Raw genomic sequence first — 18,011 nt, 5'->3', positions numbered from 1 at the left:
AGTGACTTAGGCCTCGCATATGCGGAAGTATGATCGGCGTATCGGAAGGGCCGACGGGCTTTTCCGCGGACCGACCGATGGAGTGGACCCGAGATGAACCGTTCCGCGCGCCGGACCCACCGGACCCACCGGACCCAACCGACCCACCGGACCCGCCAGGCCCCCCGAATCCCTCGGACCCACGGGGCACTGCTGGCGATCGGCGCGGGAGCCGCCGCGCTGTTGACCCTCACCGCCTGCTCGTCCTCCGACGCGAGTTCTGGCGCAGAAGCCGGCGCGGGTTCCGCTGCGGGCAGGTCCGCAACCTCGGCGCGGCTCTCCGGCACGGTGACCGTCTTCGCCGCCGCCTCCCTCCAGGAGAGCTTCACGACCCTGGGCAAGGAGTTCGAGAAGGAGCACCCCGGAACGAAGGTCACCTTTAACTTCGGCGGCAGCGACACGCTCGCCGCGAGCATCACCAGCGGCGCCCCGGCCGACGTCTTCGCCGCCGCCAGCGCCAAGACGATGACGACCGTGACGGACCAGAAGGCCGCCGTCGGCACACCCACCACCTTTGTCCGCAACCAACTGGAGATCGCCACTCTGCCGGGCAACCCCGACAACATCTCCTCCCTCAAGGACCTCACCAAGCCGGGCCTGAAGGTCGTCCTGTGCGACAAGACGGTGCCGTGCGGCGCGGCTGCCCGGACCGCCCTGGACGCCAGCGGTCTCGAACTCACGCCGGTCTCCTACGAACAGGACGTCAAGGGCGCCCTGACGAAGGTCGAGCTGAAGGAGGCCGACGCCGCCGTCGTCTACAAGACCGACGTGAAGGCGGCGGGTGACAAGGTGGAGGGCGTGGACTTCCCCGAGTCGGCCAAGGCCGTCAACGACTACCCGATCGCCCTCCTCGACAACGCCCCCAACCGCGACGCGGCGAAGGCGTTCATCGCACTGGTCAAGTCCACCGAGGGCCAGCAGGTCCTGACCGACGCCGGATTCCTCAAGCCATGACCGGCCCCGTCACCCGGGAGGGCGGACCGGGGCGCAGGCATGACCGCAAGGCCGACGGAGACCGACCCCAAGGCCGGAACCGAGGCCAGAACCGAGGTTGGAACCAAGGCCGAACCCGAGGCCGAAGCGCCCCTCTCCCCCTCCTCCTCCCCGCGCTCGCAGGCATGGCCTTCCTTCTCCTCCCCCTGGTCGCCCTCCTCGTACGAGCCCCCTGGCGCAGCCTCCCCGAGCAGCTGGCCAGCGCCGAGGTCTGGCAGGCGCTCCGGCTGTCGCTGGTGTGCGCCACGGCGGCGACCGCGCTGAGCCTGGTCATCGGCGTGCCGCTCGCGTGGCTGCTGGCCCGCACCGACTTCCCCGGCCGCGGCTTGGTCCGCGCCCTGGTCACGCTGCCCCTCGTCCTGCCCCCGGTGGTCGGCGGTGTGGCCCTGCTGCTCGCGCTCGGCCGCAACGGCGTCGTAGGACAGTGGCTGGACTCCTGGTTCGGCATCACCCTGCCGTTCACCACGGCGGGCGTCGTCCTCGCCGAGACGTTCGTGGCGATGCCGTTTCTCGTCATCAGCGTCGAGGGCACCCTGCGCGCCGCCGACCCGCGCTACGAAGAGGCGGCCACCACCCTGGGCGCCTCCCGCTTCACCGCGTTCCGCCGGGTCACCCTCCCGCTGATCGCGCCGGGCATCGCGGCGGGGTCCGTGCTGGCCTGGGCCCGGGCGCTGGGCGAGTTCGGTGCGACGATCACCTTCGCCGGCAACTTCCCGGGCCGTACGCAGACCATGCCGCTCGCGGTCTACCTGGCCCTGCAGAACGACCCGGCGGCCGCGATCGCCCTCAGCCTGGTGCTGCTGGCCGTGTCCATCGCCGTACTGGCGGGCCTGCGGGACCGCTGGATGACCGCATCCTGAGCCCGATGCCGAACTTTTCCGGCAGGGTGCGAGGCACCCGGACACCCCGTCGGACAACCTCCGGGCCCTTGCCGCCGGACACCCCGGAGGCGAGACCATGCGGGACACCACGTCGGACGACCCCCGAGCCCCTGCCGCCGGACACCCCCGAGGCGAGACCATGCCGGACACCAGGAGAGACCTCCCGGACACTCCCGAAATCATGCCGCACGCTCCCGACACTGAAGCGGGCCCTTGACCAAGCGGGCCCCGAACCCGACCCGGACGTTCCCCTCATGCCTGACGCAACCCCAGCCGCCCCCGACCCCGACGCCACCCGCACCACCGCCGACCCAGACCCCTCACACGCCCCACAACCCCCAGGCCCCCCAGGCCTGGACGCCCGCCTCGTCGTCGAGCACGGCACTTTCCGCCTCGACATCACCCTCACCGCCGCTCCCGGCGACGTCGTCGCCCTGCTCGGTCCGAACGGCGCCGGCAAGACCACCGCCCTGCGCGCCCTCGCCGGTCTCGTCCCGCTCACGGACGGGCATCTGCGCCTCGACGGCGCCGCGCTGGACCGTACGCCACCCGAATCCCGCCCGGTCGGCGTGGTCTTCCAGGACTACCTGCTCTTCCCCCACCTGTCCGCCCTCGACAACGTGGCCTTCGGCCCGCGCTGCCACGGCGCCACCAAGGCGGAAGCCCGCGCCCAGGCCGCCGAGTGGCTGGACCGCATGGGCCTGGCCGAGCACGCCGGCGCCAAGCCCCGCAAGCTCTCCGGCGGCCAGGCCCAGCGCGTCGCCCTCGCCCGCGCCCTGGCCACCCACCCCCGCCTGCTCCTCCTCGACGAGCCCCTGGCCGCCCTGGACGCCCGCACCCGCCTGGAGGTACGCGCCCAACTCCGCCGCCACCTGACCGAGTTCGAGGCCGTGGCGGTCCTGGTCACACATGACCCGCTGGACGCCATGGTGCTGGCCGACCGGCTCGTCGTCGTCGAGCACGGCCGGGTCGTCCAGGAGGGCACCCCCTCCGACATCGCCCGCCATCCCCGTACGGACTACATCGCGCAGCTGGTCGGCCTCAACCTCTACCGAGGGCGGGCCGAAGGCCACACGGTCCGGCTCGACGCCGGCCCCGCCCTCACCACCACCGAAGACCTGTCCGGCCCCGTCTTCGTCGCCTTCCCCCCGAGCGCGGTAACCCTTCACCGCGACCGCCCCACCGGCTCCAGCGCCCGCAACCTGTGGCGCTGCGAAGTGGCCGGCCTGGAGACCCACGGCGACCAGATCCGCGCGGACCTGACCGGCGAACTCCCCCTCGCCGCCGACCTCACGACGGTCGCCGCGGCCGAACTCGACCTGCACCCCGGCGCACCTGTCTGGGCAACCGTCAAAGCGGCACAAACACACGCATACCCAGCATGACTCTCACCGACGACCACGGTGATGACCCCGCCCGGTGCACGACCGGACGGAGCCCTCTCCACGACACGTCAGTACGCGTACCCGTACGCGACATCAGGTCGCGTAGGGACATCAGTCCTCGTACGCGTCCAGCGGCGGGCAGGAGCAGACCAGGTTGCGGTCGCCGAAGGCCTGGTCGATACGGCGCACCGGCGGCCAGTACTTGTCCGCCACCGACACCCCGCCCGGGAAGACGGCCTCCTCGCGCGTGTACGCGTGCTCCCACGCGCCGCCGAGCGCGCCGGCGGTGTGCGGGGCGTTGCGCAGCGGGTTGTCGTCCGCGGGCCACTCGCCCGAGCCGACCTTCTCGATCTCCGCGCGAATCGCGATCATCGCCTCGCAGAACCGGTCGAGTTCGATCAGATCCTCGGACTCGGTCGGCTCGATCATCAACGTCCCGGCCACCGGGAACGACATCGTCGGCGCGTGGAACCCGTAGTCGATGAGCCGCTTGGCCACGTCGTCGACGCTCACACCGGTCGCCTTGGTCAGCGGCCGCAGGTCGATGATGCACTCGTGGGCGACGAGCCCGCCCGGACCGGTGTAGAGCACCGGGTAGTGCGGCTCCAGCCGCTTGGCGACGTAGTTCGCGCTCAGCACCGCCACCTGAGTGGCCCGCTTCAGTCCTTCACCGCCCATGAGCCGCACATACGCCCACGAGATCGGCAGGATCCCCGCGGAGCCCCAGGGCGCCGCCGAGATGGGCCCGACGCCCGTCTCCGGCCCGGCCGCGGGCTGCAGCGGGTGGTTCGGCAGATACGGTGCCAGGTGCTCGCGCACACCGACCGGCCCGACGCCCGGACCGCCGCCGCCGTGCGGGATGCAGAAGGTCTTGTGCAGGTTCAGGTGCGAGACGTCCCCGCCGAAGTGCCCGGGCTTGGCGAGCCCCACCAGCGCGTTCAGATTGGCGCCGTCGACGTACACCTGCCCGCCCGCCTCGTGCACCTGGGCGCAGATGTCGGCGACGTGCTCCTCGAACACACCGTGCGTGGAGGGGTACGTGATCATCAGCACCGCCAGCTCGTCCCGGTGCTGTTCGATCTTCGCCCGCAGGTCCTCGACGTCGATCTCACCGTCGTCGGCGGTCTTCACGACGACGACCTTCATCCCGGCCATCGCGGCGCTGGCCGCGTTCGTCCCGTGCGCGGACGACGGGATCAGGCAGACGGTCCGCTGCTCGTCACCGCGGGCGCGGTGGTATCCGCGTACGGCGAGCAGTCCCGCCAGCTCGCCCTGCGAACCCGCGTTGGGCTGCAACGACACCTTGTCGTACCCGGTGACCTCGGCGAGACGTTCCTCCAGCTCGCGGATGAGCGTGAGATAGCCCTGCGCCTGCTCGACGGGCGCGAAGGGATGCAGCTGCCCGAACTCGGGCCAGGTGACCGGCTCCATCTCCGTGGTCGCGTTGAGCTTCATGGTGCAGGAGCCCAGCGGGATCATGCCGCGGTCGAGCGCGTAGTCCCGGTCGGCGAGCCGGCGCAGGTAGCGCAGCATCGCGGTCTCGGAGCGGTACTGGTGGAAGACCGGGTGCGTGAGGTAGTCGTCGGTGCGCAGCAGCGCGGCCGGGAGCGAGTCCTCGGTGGCCGCGTCGAGCGCGTCGATGTGACCCTCGACCCCGAAAGCGGCCCACACCGCGCTCAGCTGGGCCCGCCCGGTCGTCTCGTCGCAGGCCATGGACACGTGGTCGGCGTCCACGAGCCGCAGGTTGACCCCGTTCTCCCGCGCGGCGGCGACGACCTGGGCGGCCTCCGCGGGCACCCGCGCGGTCAGGGTGTCGAAGTAGGAGCCGTGCACGACCTCGACCCCGCCGGCCGTCAGCCCGGCGGCGAGGATCGTGGCGTACCGGTGGGTGCGCCGCGCGATGCTCTTGAGGCCCTGGGGCCCGTGGTAGACGGCGTACATGGCGGCCATCACCGCGAGCAGCACCTGCGCCGTACAGATGTTGCTGGTCGCCTTCTCCCGGCGGATGTGCTGCTCACGCGTCTGCAGCGCCAGCCGGTACGCCCTGTTCCCGTCCGCGTCCACGGACACGCCCACGAGCCGTCCGGGCAGGCTGCGCGCGAACTTCTCCCGCACGGCCATGTATCCGGCATGCGGCCCGCCGAAGCCCATCGGCACACCGAACCGCTGGGTCGTCCCGACGGCGATGTCCGCACCGAGTTCCCCCGGCGACTTCAGCAGTGTCAGCGCCAGCAGATCGGCGGCGACGGTCACGAGCGCGCCGAGCTCGTGGGCCTGCGCGATGACCGGCTCGATGTCACGGACGGCACCGGAGGCTCCCGGGTACTGGATCAGCACGCCGTTGATCTCGCGCTCGCCGAGCTCGGCCGGGATGCCGTCATCGAGGTCGGCGACGACGACCTCCACGCCGGTCGACTCGGCACGGGTCCGGATCACCGCGATGGTCTGCGGCAGCACGTCCGCGTCGACCAGGAACAGCCCCTTCTTGTTCCTGCCCATGCGCCGGGACAGCGCCAGCGCCTCGGCGGCGGCCGTGCCCTCGTCCAGCAGCGAGGCACCGGAGGTCGGCAGCCCGGTGAGCTCGGCGACCATGGTCTGGAAGTTCAGCAGCGCTTCGAGACGCCCCTGGGAGATCTCCGGCTGGTAGGGCGTGTAAGCGGTGTACCAGGCGGGGTTCTCCATCACGTTGCGCAGGATCACGGGCGGCGTGAAGGTTCCGTAGTACCCGAGTCCGATCATGGAGTCGAGGACCTGGTTGCGATCGGCCAGCGACCGCAGCTCGGCCAGCACCTCGGCCTCGGTCCGCGCACCGGGCAGGTCCAGCGCGTCGGCGTTCTTGATCACGTCCGGCACGGCGGCGGCGGTGAGCTCGTCCAGCGAGCCGTACCCGACCTGGGCGAGCATCTTGGCCCGCGCTTCCTGGTCGGGCCCGATGTGGCGCTGTTCGAACGGGATTCCCTGCTCCAGCTCCGAGAGCGGAATGCGGTGGGCGGTCATTGCGGAGGCCTCCTGGTCTGACGCGACCTTCGAGGGGCACCACGGCACGGGTACCCGGACGGCCTCCCCCTCTGTCATCTCAACCTGAGAGCTTCACCGGGCACCCGAGGGCGCCCGGTTTTCACCGTCGGTGAGAGCGGAAGCCGTCGACACCCGCCCTGCTTTCCAGAGTGACCTCGTCCATGCGGTACGTGGGCCTGAGAGATTCCGGGGAGGATTTGCTCCTTCGGCGCCTCCGGTGATGTCTGGAGGACTCTCCCGCATGGGATCAGCAGCCGTTTGTCAGCGTACCAGCGCGGTCAACGCCCGAGCGTTCGAGTGGCCGCCTCCCTGAATGTGCTCTTTCGTAGTGCTTACGGATGAGTTGCGACCCTAGTGGAGGGCCCGTGCAGAGCGACATCGATCCGCGCAACCTGATCGGCCGCAAGGCGTTCGACCGCAACGGCACCAAGATCGGGACGATCGACGAGATCTACCTCGACGACGCGACCGGCGTACCCGAGTGGGCGGCCATACGCACCGGCCTCTTCTCCCGGGACGCCTTCGTTCCCCTGGAGCCCAGCGAACTGATCGAGGGCGCCCTCCGCGTCCCCTTCGACCGCGCCCTGATCAGGGACGCCCCCGACTTCGGCGTAGGCCGCCACCTCTCCCCCGAGCAGGAACTCCAGCTCTACCACCACTACGGCCTCGACCTGTCCGCCCCTCCCCCGCTCCCGGACCACGACTTCGGCAAACTGGCCGGCACGGACGATCCCTGACGCCCCCACCGACCCCGAGCCGACAGCCCAGCCCCCACGCACACCCCACGGTCCAACCTCCTCCCCAAGCCGCACCACCAGCCACAACGCACCCCCCTCCACAGACCGTCGCAGCCCAGGCAGACCGCACCCCCACGACTCGGCCTCAGTCCCCCTGCCCCCGCCACACCGCACCCCGCGAAGGCCCCGCACCCCCTCCGCCACGCACCCACCCGCAACCGTCACACGGTGAGCCGCACCATCACCACCAACCGTCACCCACGACGGCAGTCACCGCGCCGCGTCACCACCAGCCGTCCCCGACCACGGCCGTCGCACAGTCACCCCCCACAGCCGCCACACGCCATCGCCTACGGACCCAGCCCAACCACGGGCCACGACTGCCCCAGCCCGACCACGGGCACAGCCGCACCCGCACCCGCCCAGCACACAGGCGACCGTCCCCGCCTCCCCCGCCCATCCGCGGGCAGTCGTGCCGCTGGGACGGCACGGGCGGGCACGGGCGGCACCCCCGCAAGCGCCGGGCTGCGCAGCTGCGCCACCCCACCCCCGCCGGTCCCACCCGCACGCACCCAACCTCCGCGCACCCCAGCTCCCCGCCGCTCCGCACGCACGCCGGTCACAACCATCACGCCGAGACCTCCCCCGCCGGAGCACCCCCACCCCCGGCCCTCGCCTCCGTCCCAGAACTCCCCGCCACCAACGGCAGCGGCTCCGCCGGCTGCAACCCGGGGTCGTCGACGCGAAACGTCCGCACCCGCCCCGGCTCCGAGTCAGGCGTCTCGAACCGCACGGTCACCCGCCCCAGCCCGCTCCCCTGCACCCACCCATGCCCGTACTCGGCATGCCGCACATCGTGCCCCGACGGCCACCGCCGCTCGACCGGCACCTCGGGCTCCACGGCCGGCCCGTTCTCGGGTGCTTCCACCGGACCGGAGTCCACTCGCTCCCGCTCCCCCGCGGCCTGCGCGAACAGATCCTCCTGCGTGTAGTCGGCCAGCCCGCTGACCCCCACCCCGAGCAGCCGCACACCCCCCGTCGTGTCCACGGAGTCCAGCAACCGGGCCGCGGCCTCCCGCACCACCGCCGGATCGTCCGTGGGCCCGCGCAAGGTCTCGGACCGCGTCAGCGTGGAGAAGTCGTACCTCCGCACCTTCAGCACGATCGTCCGCCCGGACAGCCCCGCCTCCCGCAGCCGCCGCACGCACCGGTCCGCCAGCCGCTGCACCTCCAGTCCCACCCTGACCCGGTCATGGATGTCGATGTCGTACGTGTCCTCCACCGAGACCGACTTCGTCTCCCGCTCGGCCACCACAGGCCGTTCGTCCCGCGCCAGCGCCATGGCGTACAGCCCGTGCCCGTGCGCCTTCCCCAGCAGCCGTACGAGCTCGTCCTCACCCGCCTCCGCGATCTCCTCGACCGTGGTGATCCCGGCCCGGCGCAGATGGTCCCCCGTCGCCGGCCCCACCCCGGGCAGCGTCCGCACCGACATCGGGCCCAGCATGGCCCGCTCGGTCCCCGGCTCGATCACCACCAGCCCGTCGGGCTTGGCCTGCTCCGAGGCGATCTTCGCGAGCATCTTGGACGCGGCGAGCCCCACCGAACCCGTCAGCCCCGTCACCGCCCGTATGTCCGCCCGCAGCTTCACCGCGGCCAGCCGCGCCGACTCCTCGTCCCAGGCCGCTCCCCCGGCCTCCAGGTCCACGAACGCCTCGTCCAGACTCAGCGGCTCCACCAACGGCGACAGGCCCCGCAGCAGCCCCATCACCTGCTCGCTGATCGCCCGGTAGAACGCGAAGCGCGGCACGAGATACGCCGCGTTCGGCGCCAGTCGTCTCGCCTGGGCCATGGGCATCGCCGAGTGCACCCCGAACACCCGCGCCTCGTACGACGCCGTGGCCACCACCCCACGCGGCCCCAGCCCGCCCACGATGACGGCCTTCCCGCGCAGGCTCGGCTTGGACGCCTGCTCCGCCGAGGCGAAAAAGGCATCCATGTCGAGATGCAGGATCGTGGGCGCGCTTCTCACATCTCCGATGCTGCCCTACGCCACTGACAATGCCCCTGCCCAAGAGCGGGCAGGACGGTCAGACCGCCCGGTTGCGCCGCCGCGCCAGCTCATCGGCGGGGTTGGGCCCGACCAGGGTCTCCCCGGTGTCGACCCGCTCGCCGTGCAACTGCGACAGGGCGCTCTCGACGTCCCGCCACACCACGCCGACGGCGATGCCGAAGATGCCCTGGCCGCCTTGAAGCAGCGCGTGGACCTCGTCGGGCGTGGTGCACTCGTAGACCGTGGCGCCGTCACTCATCAGCGTCATGCGCTCCAGGTCTTGGAATCCGCTCTCGCGCAGATGCTGCACCGCGGTGCGGATGTTCTGCAGCGACACACCGGTGTCGAGAAAACGCTTGACCACCTTCAGGATGACGACATCCCGGAAGCTGTACAGACGCTGTGTGCCGGACCCGTAGGCGGGCCGCACGCTCGGCTCGACGAGCCCCGTGCGGGCCCAGTAGTCCAGTTGCCGGTACGTGATGCCGGCGGCCGCGCACGCCGTCGGACCGCGGTAGCCGATCTGCTCGGACGCCATGGACGTCGCCCCTCCGCTGCTCGGCACGGCCGTCGGTCGCTGCGGAGCGTGATCGGCCGCGTTGCTGTGAAGCGGGTACGGACCGCTCGCCCCGAGACTGCGTCCGGGGGCACCCCCAGCCGTACCGTCGCCGCTGCTTCTCACGCCGACCTCCGTCCTTGACCTGCCTTCTCGACGGTAGGCAGTCACCAGGGGTGCGTCAACGATCGCCACACTCGGCACGCCGAGTGATAATCACCCTGAGAGTGGTTTCCCGTACCCCACCGCGGGGAAAGGCTAGCCGAATGCGCTCGAAGCGGGCCGCAGGACGCTCTCACGCGCCGCTGGCAAATGCCGGCATGTGAGACGCCGACGGACACGGACGGGCCCGGCAGGACTGCTCGCGTCCGCCGGGCCGCCCGCGCCTCACTGGCTGCTGGTGCCGAAGTCCTCGGGGGAGATCTGGTCGAGGAACTCGCGGAACTTCTCCACTTCGTCCTCCTGCTCGTCCGGGATCGCGATGCCCGCGTCGTCGAGCACGCCGTCACTGCCGTAGATCGGCGTTCCGGTGCGCAGGGCCAGCGCTATGGCATCGGACGGCCGCGCGCTCACCTCGACGCCGCTGGCGAACACCAGCTCCGCGTAGAAGACGCCCTCACGGAGATCCGTGATGCGCACTTCGGTGAGCTCCTGGCCGACGGCCTCCAGCACGTCCTTGAACAGGTCGTGGGTCAGCGGACGGGCGGGGGCCATGCCCTGCTGCGCGAAGGCGATCGCCGTAGCCTCCCCAGGCCCGATCCAGATGGGGAGGTAGCGGTCGCCTCCCACTTCACGCAGGAGCACGATCGGTTGGTTGGAGGGCATTTCGACCCGGACACCTACGACATCGAGCTCGTTCACACAGCAACCCTAGGCCGTGCCCGGGACGTTTGGGTAGTCGGGCAGGAAACGGGTGACCGATCCGCCCCGCGTGACGACCGGTGTCAGGGCAGCCGTACGCCGAGAGCGGTCTGCACCAGCGCAGCGTGCAGTTTCACCGTGAGCCCGGCCAGCTCCTTCGTACGGGCTTCCGCGTGGGCCCTGGTCTGCGGGTTGCGGTGGCGCCTCAGCGGGGCCACGACCTGGTCCACCAGACCGGCCTCACGGTCGGCGGCGGCCTTCATCACCCGCAGATGCCGCGGTTCGATCCCGAACCTCCCCAGCTCGGCGACGAGCGAGGCCACAGTGGCGGCCTCGGCGTCATAGGACCCGTCCGGCAACGGAGCGACGAGCCCGTACGACTCCCACTCCTCCAGCTCCTGCTCGCTGATCTCCGCTGCGGCGAGCAGCTCGTCCCGCCCGATCCGAGCCGCCGTGGGCCCCTCGGAGGTCTCCGGAACGGCCTCGCCGTCCCGCTGGCGTCCCAGGACCGGCAGCGGTACGGCCTCGCCGCGCTCCATGGCGTCCAGATGCTCGCGGATCACCTTGAGCGGCAGATAGTGGTCCCGCTGCATCCTCAGGACATGGCTCAGGCGTTCGACGTCGCCGACGCTGAACTTGCGGTATCCCGAGGGGGTACGCCGCGGCTCGATGAGTCCTTCCGACTCCAGGAAACGGATCTTGGAGATGGTCACTTCGGGAAACTCGTCGCGCAGCACGTTCAGCACCGTGCCGATGCTCATCAGCCCACTGTCCGCGGCGGCGGTGCCGTGCCCGGCACCGCCGCTCGGTGATTGAAGCATGGACCTTCCCTGAGGGTCCCCCCGGACGCAGTCCGGGAGAGGGTCAGTAGCCCCGCTGGCTCGCGTAGAACACCAGCCGGTACTTGCCGATCTGCACCTCGTCACCGTTGTTCAGAGCGACCTGGTCGATCCGCTCCCGGTTGACGTACGTGCCGTTCAGACTGCCCACGTCGGCCACGGTGAACGAGCCGTCCTGGCCGCGACGGAACTCCACGTGCCGACGGGAGACCGTCACGTCGTCCAGGAAGATGTCGCTCTGCGGGTGACGCCCGGCCGTGGTCAGGTCACCGTCCAGAAGGAAGCGGCTGCCCGAGTTCGGACCACGGCGGACCACCAGAAGCGCGGACCCGAGCGGCAGCGCGTCGACGGCCGCCTGCGCCTCCGGGGAGAGCATCGGCATCTGCGTCTGGCCCGTGACCTCGGCGTCGTAGGCCTCGAGCCCGGAGATGGAGATCGTGGACGTGGTCTCGGAAGGACGCTCGGCCGTCGCCCCGGCCCGCAGCGGCGCCCCGCAGTTCGAGCAGAAGCGGCTGTTCTCCGCGTTGCGGTTACCGCACCTCGTACACACCAGGGCCGACATGGACGGATCCTCCTGCCGCGGCTGCCCCCCAGGGGCGTTGGACGCATACGGGTCGGCGGAAAACCCTCCACCCGTACTTGAGGTTGACGGTTGCCCGAAACCTATGCCTCCGGACTGGGCAGGGTCAACAGACGGCGCGCCCTGACCTCCGGAAACGTCACCGCCCGGACCACCGACCTGGTCCCGGAACAGCGGCCGCTGGCCTTCCGCGTCAGGCTGTGCGCGATGGCGGGCGGTCGCATTGGCGCTGCCCTCTCGCGCGCTCTTGCCGAACAACTTCGCAAACAACTTCACGGGCGATTCCCCTTGACCGAAACAGACCCGCCCGTGGGGCAGGACGAACCCTGATTGAACACACCGGTCGACCCGGACATCCTCACAACGTCCGTATCCACCAGACAGTTTCCACCACGCACCACCCAATCGGTGCGCCGACCCCCCGCAACCTCATGCCCTAGCCGGACGTCAGCCATGCACCCCCGGTTCACCGCGAGGACGACCGAGCGTAGTCAGGCCGCTTCGCTGCTCGCAAGGCGTCCACAATGATCTTGTCCGAGCGTTCGACGGTCACGGTGGCCTGCTCCTTCTCAAGAGTCTGCACCACACCTCCAGGGATGTTCAGCGCCGGCTCGAGGTCCTGCGGCTGGCCGATGACCTTGAAACGAAAAGGAGCTTTGATCTTGTTCCCGTCGACGCCCACGCCGTTGCCGGAATCCGTCAGGTAGGTCCCCGCGACGACGCGCACGCCGTTCACCTGGATCGCTTCCGCGCCGGCCGCGCGCAGCTCCTGGACCGCGTCGAGCAGCATGTCCGCCTCGACCGTCCCCTTGGTGTCGCCGATGGTCATCGTGATGCCGGGCCCCTGCGCGGCCACCGTGCCGGCGAGGATCCCGAGCTGCCTCTCCTTCTCGACCGTCTGCTTGCGGGCTTCCTCGGCCTGGTCCGAACTGTTCTCCAGCTCGTCACGCTGCTTTTCGAGGCCCTGCTTCTCGTCTTCAAGACGCTGCGTACGGTCGTCCAGTTCATCGAGGATGCGCACAAGATCTTCCTGACGCGCACCCCGCAGCGCGCTGCCGCTGTCACTGTTCGACGCGACCTGGACGGCCAGGCCGAAGCCCAGGCCGAACAGGAGCAGGGCCACGATGAGTTGGGCCCTGGTGACGCGCGGCGGCCACAGCCCCTTCACCAACCGCTGGCGACCGGTCAGCTGCGGCTCCGCCCGCCCGCCGTCCCCGGCCGGAGGCCGCGCCCCGGCGGGCACTTCCTCGGGCAGCTCCTTGCGCAGCCTGTTGTCCGGTGTCTCGTCCTGGTTGCTCATCGGCCTCACGCCCGGAACACATGCCTACGGATCGCCGCGGCATTCGAGAAGATACGGATTCCGAGGACCACGACGACACCGGTCGACAACTGGGCACCCACACCCAGCTTGTCGCCCAGGAACACGATCAGCGCGGCCACCACCACGTTCGACAGGAACGACACGACGAACACCTTGTCGTCGAAGATGCCGTCGAGCATGGCCCGCAGACCTCCGAAGACGGCGTCCAGTGCCGCCACGACGGCGATCGGCAGATACGGCTCGACGACCGCCGGAACCTCGGGCCGGACCAACAGGCCGGCCACGACACCCACGACGAGGCCCAGTACGGCGATCACGATGTGTCCTTCTCAGTTTTCGGCTGTGCTGGCTGTGCTGTACGTACGATCACACTCGGTGCCGCGGGCAGCCGGAGCTCGTCCTCCACGGAGATGGCGGTCCGGATCCCGAAGTTCTCCTGCAGGGCGTGCAGGTAGAGCCCGTCGGCGCTGTTCTGGAACCTGGTGCTCAGCCGCTTCCCGTCCCCCACGGCAAGCACCGTATACGGAGGCACGAGTGGCTTGTTGTCGACCAGTATCGCCTCGCCCGCGGCGCGGATCGCCGACAGGGCCGTCAGCCGCTGCCCGTTGACGGACACTGCCTCGGCGCCCGACTCCCACAGCCCGTTGACCACCCGCTGCATGTCGCGGTCGCGCACGCGTCCGGTGTCGGAGAACCCCGAGGTCTCGCGCGGACCGCCGTCGCCGCCCGCGGTGGCATCCTTGGCGTCGTCGACGACCAGCTTCACTCCGGGGCCGTGCACCTCCGTGGCGCCCGACAGGAGACCCAGCAGCTCGGTCTGGTCACTGTCGCCGCTCTTCTTCAGGGCCTCACGCTGCCGTGCGCTCACGTCGTCGCGCAGCTCGTCGACAGTGTCCTCGAGTTTGTCCGCGCCCTCGGTCTCCTGGTCGATGCGGTCGATCAGTTCCTCGCGCTCCTTGGCGACGACGGGCGCCGCCACCCGCGCCTGCGCCGCTCCGACCGTCACGACGAGGGCCGCGAGCACCAGCCCTGCGGCAAGACCGAGCTTCGCCCGGAGCGTCTTGGGCATACCGCCCGTGCCGTCGGCCTTCTTGCGTGCGGCGGCCTCGGCGTACCCCTCGTCGAGGCTGTGGTCCATGACGTTGGTGAGCAGCGACATGGACGCGTCCGGACGCGACGTGCGCGTGGGGGTGCTCCGAACGGGGGGCTGCTGCGGCATGCCGCACATCGTCCCACGTCGCGACCACTACCTCCGAACGGCCCCACCGGCGCGCCGGACAGGCCCCCTTGGGGACGCTTGTCCGGCACGCGCGCGTGGTACGTGTTTTCAGCGCCCGGCGCTGTCCACGACCGCCGCCCACTCGTCGAGCAGGGCCTGCGCGGAGGCGTCGTCGGGCCCCTCCGCCCACAGATGGGTGACAGCCTCGGCCGGGTCGGGCAGCACCATCACCCAACGTCCGTCGGTCTCCACCACCCGCACACCATCGGTGGTGTCCACGAAGCGATCTCCGGCCGCTTCCACGACCCGCCGCATCACAAGGCCCTTGACGGCCCACGGAGTCGCCAGATCCCGCTTGAGGACGTGTGCCCGCGGAATCCGCGCGTCGATCTGGCTCAGCGTCAACTGCGTCCGCGCGACCAGCCCGATCAGCCGTACGAAGGCCGCCGTGCCGTCGAAGACGCTGCTGAACTCGGGAACGATGAAGCCGCCCTTGCCGTCCCCGCCGAAGATGGTCGACTCGTCGCGTCCGACCCGGGTCAGATCGTCGGGCGAGGTCGTCGTCCACTCCACCTGCGTCCCGTGGTACGCCGCGACCTGCTCGGCGATCCGCGTGGTGGTCACCGGCAGCGCCACGCGCCCGCTGCGCCGGTCCGCGGCCACCAGGTCGAGCATGACGAGCAGCGCCCGGTCGTCCTCGATGATGCGGCCCTTCTCGTCCACCAGGGACAGCCGCTCGCCCACCGGGTCGAAGCGCACACCGAACGCGGCGCGCGAGGACGCGACTATCTCACCGAGCCGCACCAGCCCCGACCGGCGCATGTCCGCCGTCTCGGTCGGCCGGGACTCATCGAGACCAGGATTGATCGTCAGCGAGTCCACTCCGAGCTTGCCGAGCAGGCTGGGCAGGACGAGTCCGGCACTGCCGTTCGAGGCGTCCACGACGACCTTGAGACCCGACTCGGCGACACCCGTCGTATCGACGTTGCGCAGCAGCGACCCGGTGTACGAGTCGAAGACGCTGGCCGGGAAGTGCAGGTCCCCGATCTCGCCGGGGAACGCCCGCCGGTACTCCTGCCGCGCGAACACCCGGTCCAGCTTCCGCTGGCTGCCCTGGGACAGGTCGGCACCCTGCCCGTCGAAGAACATGATGTCCACGGAATCCGGCACTCCGGGCGTGGTCCGGATCATGATTCCGCCGGCACTGCCCCGTCCGGTCTGCTGCCGGGCGACGGGCAGCGGCACGTTCTCCAGGTCGCGTACGTCGATGGCGCTGGCCTGGAGAGCGGAAATGACCGCCCGCTTGAGCGCACGGGCACCTCGCGAGTGGTCGCGAGCCGTGGTGACGGTCGAGCCCTTCTTGAGCGTGGTGGCGTAAGCACCGGCAAGCCGCACGGCCAGCTCGGGCGTGATCTCCACGTTCAGAATTCCGGACACCCCCCGCGCGCCGAAGAGATGCGCCTGCCCTCGTGACTCCCAGATCACCGAGGTGTTGACGAACGCCCCGGCCTCGATGGTCTTGAACGGATAGACCCGCACGTTGCCCTGCACGATCGATTCTTCACCGATCAGGCATTCGTCACCGATGACCGCGCCGTCCTCGATCCGCGCCGCACGCATGATGTCGGTGTTCTTTCCGACGACGCATCCACGCAGATTGCTGTGCTGCCCGACGTACACGTTGTCGTGGACGACGGCCCTGTGCAGAAAGGCTCCGCTCTTCACGACGACGTTCGAGCCGACGACCGTGTGCTCACGGATTTCCGCGCCGGCCTCGACCTTGGCGTAGTCCCCGATGTAGAGGGGCCCACGAAGTACCGCGTCGGGGTGCACCTCTGCGCCTTCGGCCACCCATACGCCCGGCGAGATCTCGAAGCCGTCGAGCTCGACGTCGACCTTGCCCTCCAGGACATCGGCCTGCGCCTTCACGTAGCTCTCGTGCGTGCCGACGTCCTCCCAGTAGCCCTCGGCGACATAGCCGTAGACCGGCTTGCCCTCCTTCATCAACTGCGGGAAGACATCACCGGACCAGTCGACAGGCACATCGGCCTCGACATAGTCGAAGACTTCCGGCTCCATCACGTAGATGCCGGTGTTCACGGTGTCCGAGAAAACCTGGCCCCAGGTCGGCTTCTCGAGGAAGCGTTCGACCTTGCCCTCCTCGTCGACGATCGTGATGCCGAACTCCAGCGGATTCGGCACACGCGTCAGACAGACGGTGACCAGCGCACCCTTTTCCTTGTGGAAGTTGATGAGCTCGGTGAGGTCGAAGTCGGTCAGGGCATCACCGGAAATTACGAGGAAAGCATCGTCCTTCAACGCCTCTTCGGCGTTCTTGACGCTTCCGGCAGTACCGAGTGGCTTCTCCTCATTGGCATAGGTGAGCTCCATACCGAGCTCCTCACCGTCACCGAAGTAGTTCTTGACGAGTGAGGCCAGGAACTGAACAGTAACGACGGTCTCATTGAGCCCATGCCTTTTGAGCAGCCGCAGAACGTGCTCCATGATCGGCCGGTTGGCCACCGGCAGGAGCGGCTTGGGCATGCTTGAGGTCATAGGGCGAAGGCGTGTGCCCTCGCCTCCGGCCATCACGACGGCCTTCATGTCGGAAGCGTCCTCCTCTAAGACGAACGGTCTAGCCGACTTCACCCGTCCAGATTGTCCCGCACTTTTCCCCCGCGGGCCATCGGGCCGATACAGCCACAGCAATGGGCGAGGTCAGTCGGCCGTGGCGTCCGCACGGACAAGGCGGCGGACTTGTACCACGTAGAGGACTCCTGCCCACCAATACAGCGTTGTACCCCATCCGGCGAACGCCCATCCGAAAATCGCAGCGAGTGACGAGATCCATCCACTTCCGTCACTGAGCAGCAGCAGCGGGAAGGCATACATCAGGTTGAAGGTCGCGGCCTTGCCCAGGAAGTTCACCTGCGGCGGCGGATAGCCGTAACGCCTGAGGATGCCCACCATCACCAGGAGAACCAACTCCCGCGCCAGAAGTGCAGCGGTCAACCAGAGCGGCAGAATCTCGCGCCAGGTGAGGCCGACCAGAGTCGACAGAATGTAAAGCCGGTCAGCGGCTGGGTCCAGGAGCCGGCCGAGGTTGCTGATCTGGTTCCAGCGTCGGGCGAGCTTGCCGTCCAGGTAGTCGCTGACGCCACTCAGAGCCAACACCAGGAGTGCCCAGCCGTCACTCTTGGGACCACCGAACTCAGGCCTGAGAATCAGCCACAGGAAGAGCGGCACGCCGGCGAGCCGCGCCATGCTGAGGATGTTGGGGATGGTGAGGACCCGGTCTGTCTGGACGCGGGTCTCCTGGACCTCCACCCGGGAGCCTCCTGTGGGGAACGTGCCAACGATGCTCCCTGACCCTACCTCAACGCAAAAAAGCTCTGGCTCTCGGGCTTGTATGCCCGAGAGCCAGAGCTCTAAAAGGAGTTCGGCGGCGTCCTACTCTCCCACAGGGTCCCCCCTGCAGTACCATCGGCGCTGTAAGGCTTAGCTTCCGGGTTCGGAATGTAACCGGGCGTTT

General features: G+C 69.6%; 15 protein-coding genes, 1 rRNA gene and 1 riboswitch. Of the genes, 4 read left to right on the top strand and 12 right to left on the bottom strand.

Features of this window, described 5'->3' with window-relative positions:
* Window positions 1–93 precede the first annotated feature (93 nt).
* The 3 genes from modA (at window position 94) to ACWD0J_RS30175 (ending at window position 3,298) form a co-directional block, all read left to right on the top strand.
* The gene (modA, locus tag ACWD0J_RS30185) at window positions 94–993 is read left to right on the top strand and encodes a molybdate ABC transporter substrate-binding protein (protein WP_451499006.1); all 900 of its coding nucleotides are present in this window, start codon (window positions 94–96) and stop codon (window positions 991–993) included.
* Window positions 990–1,892: a molybdate ABC transporter permease subunit gene (modB, locus tag ACWD0J_RS30180; RefSeq protein WP_451499005.1), complete on the top strand. Its 903-nt coding sequence runs from the start codon at window positions 990–992 to the stop codon at window positions 1,890–1,892. Before modA ends, modB begins: the two co-directional genes overlap by 4 nt.
* 275 nt (window positions 1,893–2,167) lie before the next feature.
* Window positions 2,168–3,298 carry an ABC transporter ATP-binding protein gene (locus tag ACWD0J_RS30175; protein ID WP_451499004.1) on the top strand — a complete coding sequence of 377 codons (1,131 nt, stop codon included), beginning with the start codon at window positions 2,168–2,170 and terminating at the stop codon, window positions 3,296–3,298.
* 111 nt (window positions 3,299–3,409) lie between these two features.
* Here the strand turns inward: ACWD0J_RS30175 and gcvP are convergent, their stop codons facing one another.
* Window positions 3,410–6,295 (bottom strand): aminomethyl-transferring glycine dehydrogenase, encoded by a 2,886-nt coding sequence (gene gcvP, locus ACWD0J_RS30170; protein ID WP_451499003.1) that lies wholly within the window; start codon window positions 6,293–6,295, stop codon window positions 3,410–3,412.
* 175 nt (window positions 6,296–6,470) lie between these two features.
* Window positions 6,471–6,566, bottom strand: a riboswitch (glycine riboswitch).
* Window positions 6,567–6,681: 115 nt separating this feature from the next.
* On the opposite strand from gcvP, the gene ACWD0J_RS30165 reads away from it, so the two are divergent.
* Window positions 6,682–7,053: a PRC-barrel domain-containing protein gene (locus tag ACWD0J_RS30165; protein ID WP_451499002.1), complete on the top strand. Its 372-nt coding sequence runs from the start codon at window positions 6,682–6,684 to the stop codon at window positions 7,051–7,053.
* Between the two features lie 628 nt (window positions 7,054–7,681).
* Here ACWD0J_RS30165 and ACWD0J_RS30160 read toward each other — a convergent pair.
* From ACWD0J_RS30160 to rrf, 11 genes are all read right to left on the bottom strand, one after another.
* On the bottom strand, window positions 7,682–9,082 hold the full coding sequence (locus ACWD0J_RS30160) for a DNA polymerase IV (RefSeq protein ID WP_451499001.1): 1,401 nt from the start codon (window positions 9,080–9,082) through the stop codon (window positions 7,682–7,684).
* Between the two features lie 58 nt (window positions 9,083–9,140).
* A complete protein-coding gene (locus ACWD0J_RS30155) occupies window positions 9,141–9,785 on the bottom strand; it encodes a MerR family transcriptional regulator (protein ID WP_451499000.1) in 645 nt (214 codons plus the stop codon).
* A 261-nt stretch (window positions 9,786–10,046) separates the two neighbouring features.
* Window positions 10,047–10,520 (bottom strand): bifunctional nuclease family protein, encoded by a 474-nt coding sequence (locus ACWD0J_RS30150; RefSeq protein WP_004002801.1) that lies wholly within the window; start codon window positions 10,518–10,520, stop codon window positions 10,047–10,049.
* Window positions 10,521–10,603: 83 nt separating this feature from the next.
* The gene (gene ftsR, locus ACWD0J_RS30145) at window positions 10,604–11,341 is read right to left on the bottom strand and encodes a transcriptional regulator FtsR (protein ID WP_451498999.1); all 738 of its coding nucleotides are present in this window, start codon (window positions 11,339–11,341) and stop codon (window positions 10,604–10,606) included.
* A gap of 43 nt (window positions 11,342–11,384) precedes the next feature.
* On the bottom strand, window positions 11,385–12,344 hold the full coding sequence (locus ACWD0J_RS30140; protein ID WP_451498998.1) for an FHA domain-containing protein: 960 nt from the start codon (window positions 12,342–12,344) through the stop codon (window positions 11,385–11,387).
* A 61-nt stretch (window positions 12,345–12,405) separates the two neighbouring features.
* Complete coding sequence (locus ACWD0J_RS30135; protein WP_451498997.1) at window positions 12,406–13,239, bottom strand: DUF881 domain-containing protein; 834 nt, start codon at window positions 13,237–13,239, stop codon at window positions 12,406–12,408.
* A gap of 5 nt (window positions 13,240–13,244) precedes the next feature.
* On the bottom strand, window positions 13,245–13,577 hold the full coding sequence (locus ACWD0J_RS30130) for a small basic family protein (protein ID WP_003988855.1): 333 nt from the start codon (window positions 13,575–13,577) through the stop codon (window positions 13,245–13,247).
* Window positions 13,574–14,488, bottom strand: a complete 915-nt coding sequence (locus ACWD0J_RS30125; RefSeq protein ID WP_451498996.1) for a DUF881 domain-containing protein — start codon at window positions 14,486–14,488, stop codon at window positions 13,574–13,576. The genes ACWD0J_RS30130 and ACWD0J_RS30125 overlap by 4 nt, the downstream gene beginning before the upstream one ends.
* Before the next feature lie 99 nt (window positions 14,489–14,587).
* A complete protein-coding gene (locus ACWD0J_RS30120) occupies window positions 14,588–17,083 on the bottom strand; it encodes a sugar phosphate nucleotidyltransferase (protein ID WP_451499032.1) in 2,496 nt (831 codons plus the stop codon).
* A 114-nt stretch (window positions 17,084–17,197) separates the two neighbouring features.
* Window positions 17,198–17,806: a CDP-alcohol phosphatidyltransferase family protein gene (locus ACWD0J_RS30115; protein WP_451498995.1), complete on the bottom strand. Its 609-nt coding sequence runs from the start codon at window positions 17,804–17,806 to the stop codon at window positions 17,198–17,200.
* Window positions 17,807–17,916: 110 nt separating this feature from the next.
* Window positions 17,917–18,011 (bottom strand): 5S ribosomal RNA (gene rrf / locus ACWD0J_RS30110); the annotation flags it as partial.

The organism is Streptomyces sp. NPDC003011 (genome assembly GCF_053591515.1).
The sequence above is the reverse complement of the archived record's forward strand: the minus strand, read 5'-3'. Positions and strand labels throughout refer to the sequence as shown.

Bases quoted from the DNA above. Each gene is read 5' to 3' on its own strand.
- modA (WP_451499006.1), top strand. From the start codon at position 94: ATGAACCGTTCCGCGCGCCGGACCCACCGGACCCACCGGACCCAACCG.
- ACWD0J_RS30135 (WP_451498997.1), bottom strand. From the start codon at position 13,239: ATGAGCAACCAGGACGAGACACCGGACAACAGGCTGCGCAAGGAGCTG.
- ACWD0J_RS30120 (WP_451499032.1), bottom strand. From the start codon at position 17,083: ATGAAGGCCGTCGTGATGGCCGGAGGCGAGGGCACACGCCTTCGCCCT.
- ftsR (WP_451498999.1), bottom strand. From the start codon at position 11,341: ATGCTTCAATCACCGAGCGGCGGTGCCGGGCACGGCACCGCCGCCGCG.
- ACWD0J_RS30125 (WP_451498996.1), bottom strand. From the start codon at position 14,488: ATGTGCGGCATGCCGCAGCAGCCCCCCGTTCGGAGCACCCCCACGCGC.
- modB (WP_451499005.1), top strand. From the start codon at position 990: ATGACCGGCCCCGTCACCCGGGAGGGCGGACCGGGGCGCAGGCATGAC.
- gcvP (WP_451499003.1), bottom strand. From the start codon at position 6,295: ATGACCGCCCACCGCATTCCGCTCTCGGAGCTGGAGCAGGGAATCCCG.
- ACWD0J_RS30175 (WP_451499004.1), top strand. From the start codon at position 2,168: ATGCCTGACGCAACCCCAGCCGCCCCCGACCCCGACGCCACCCGCACC.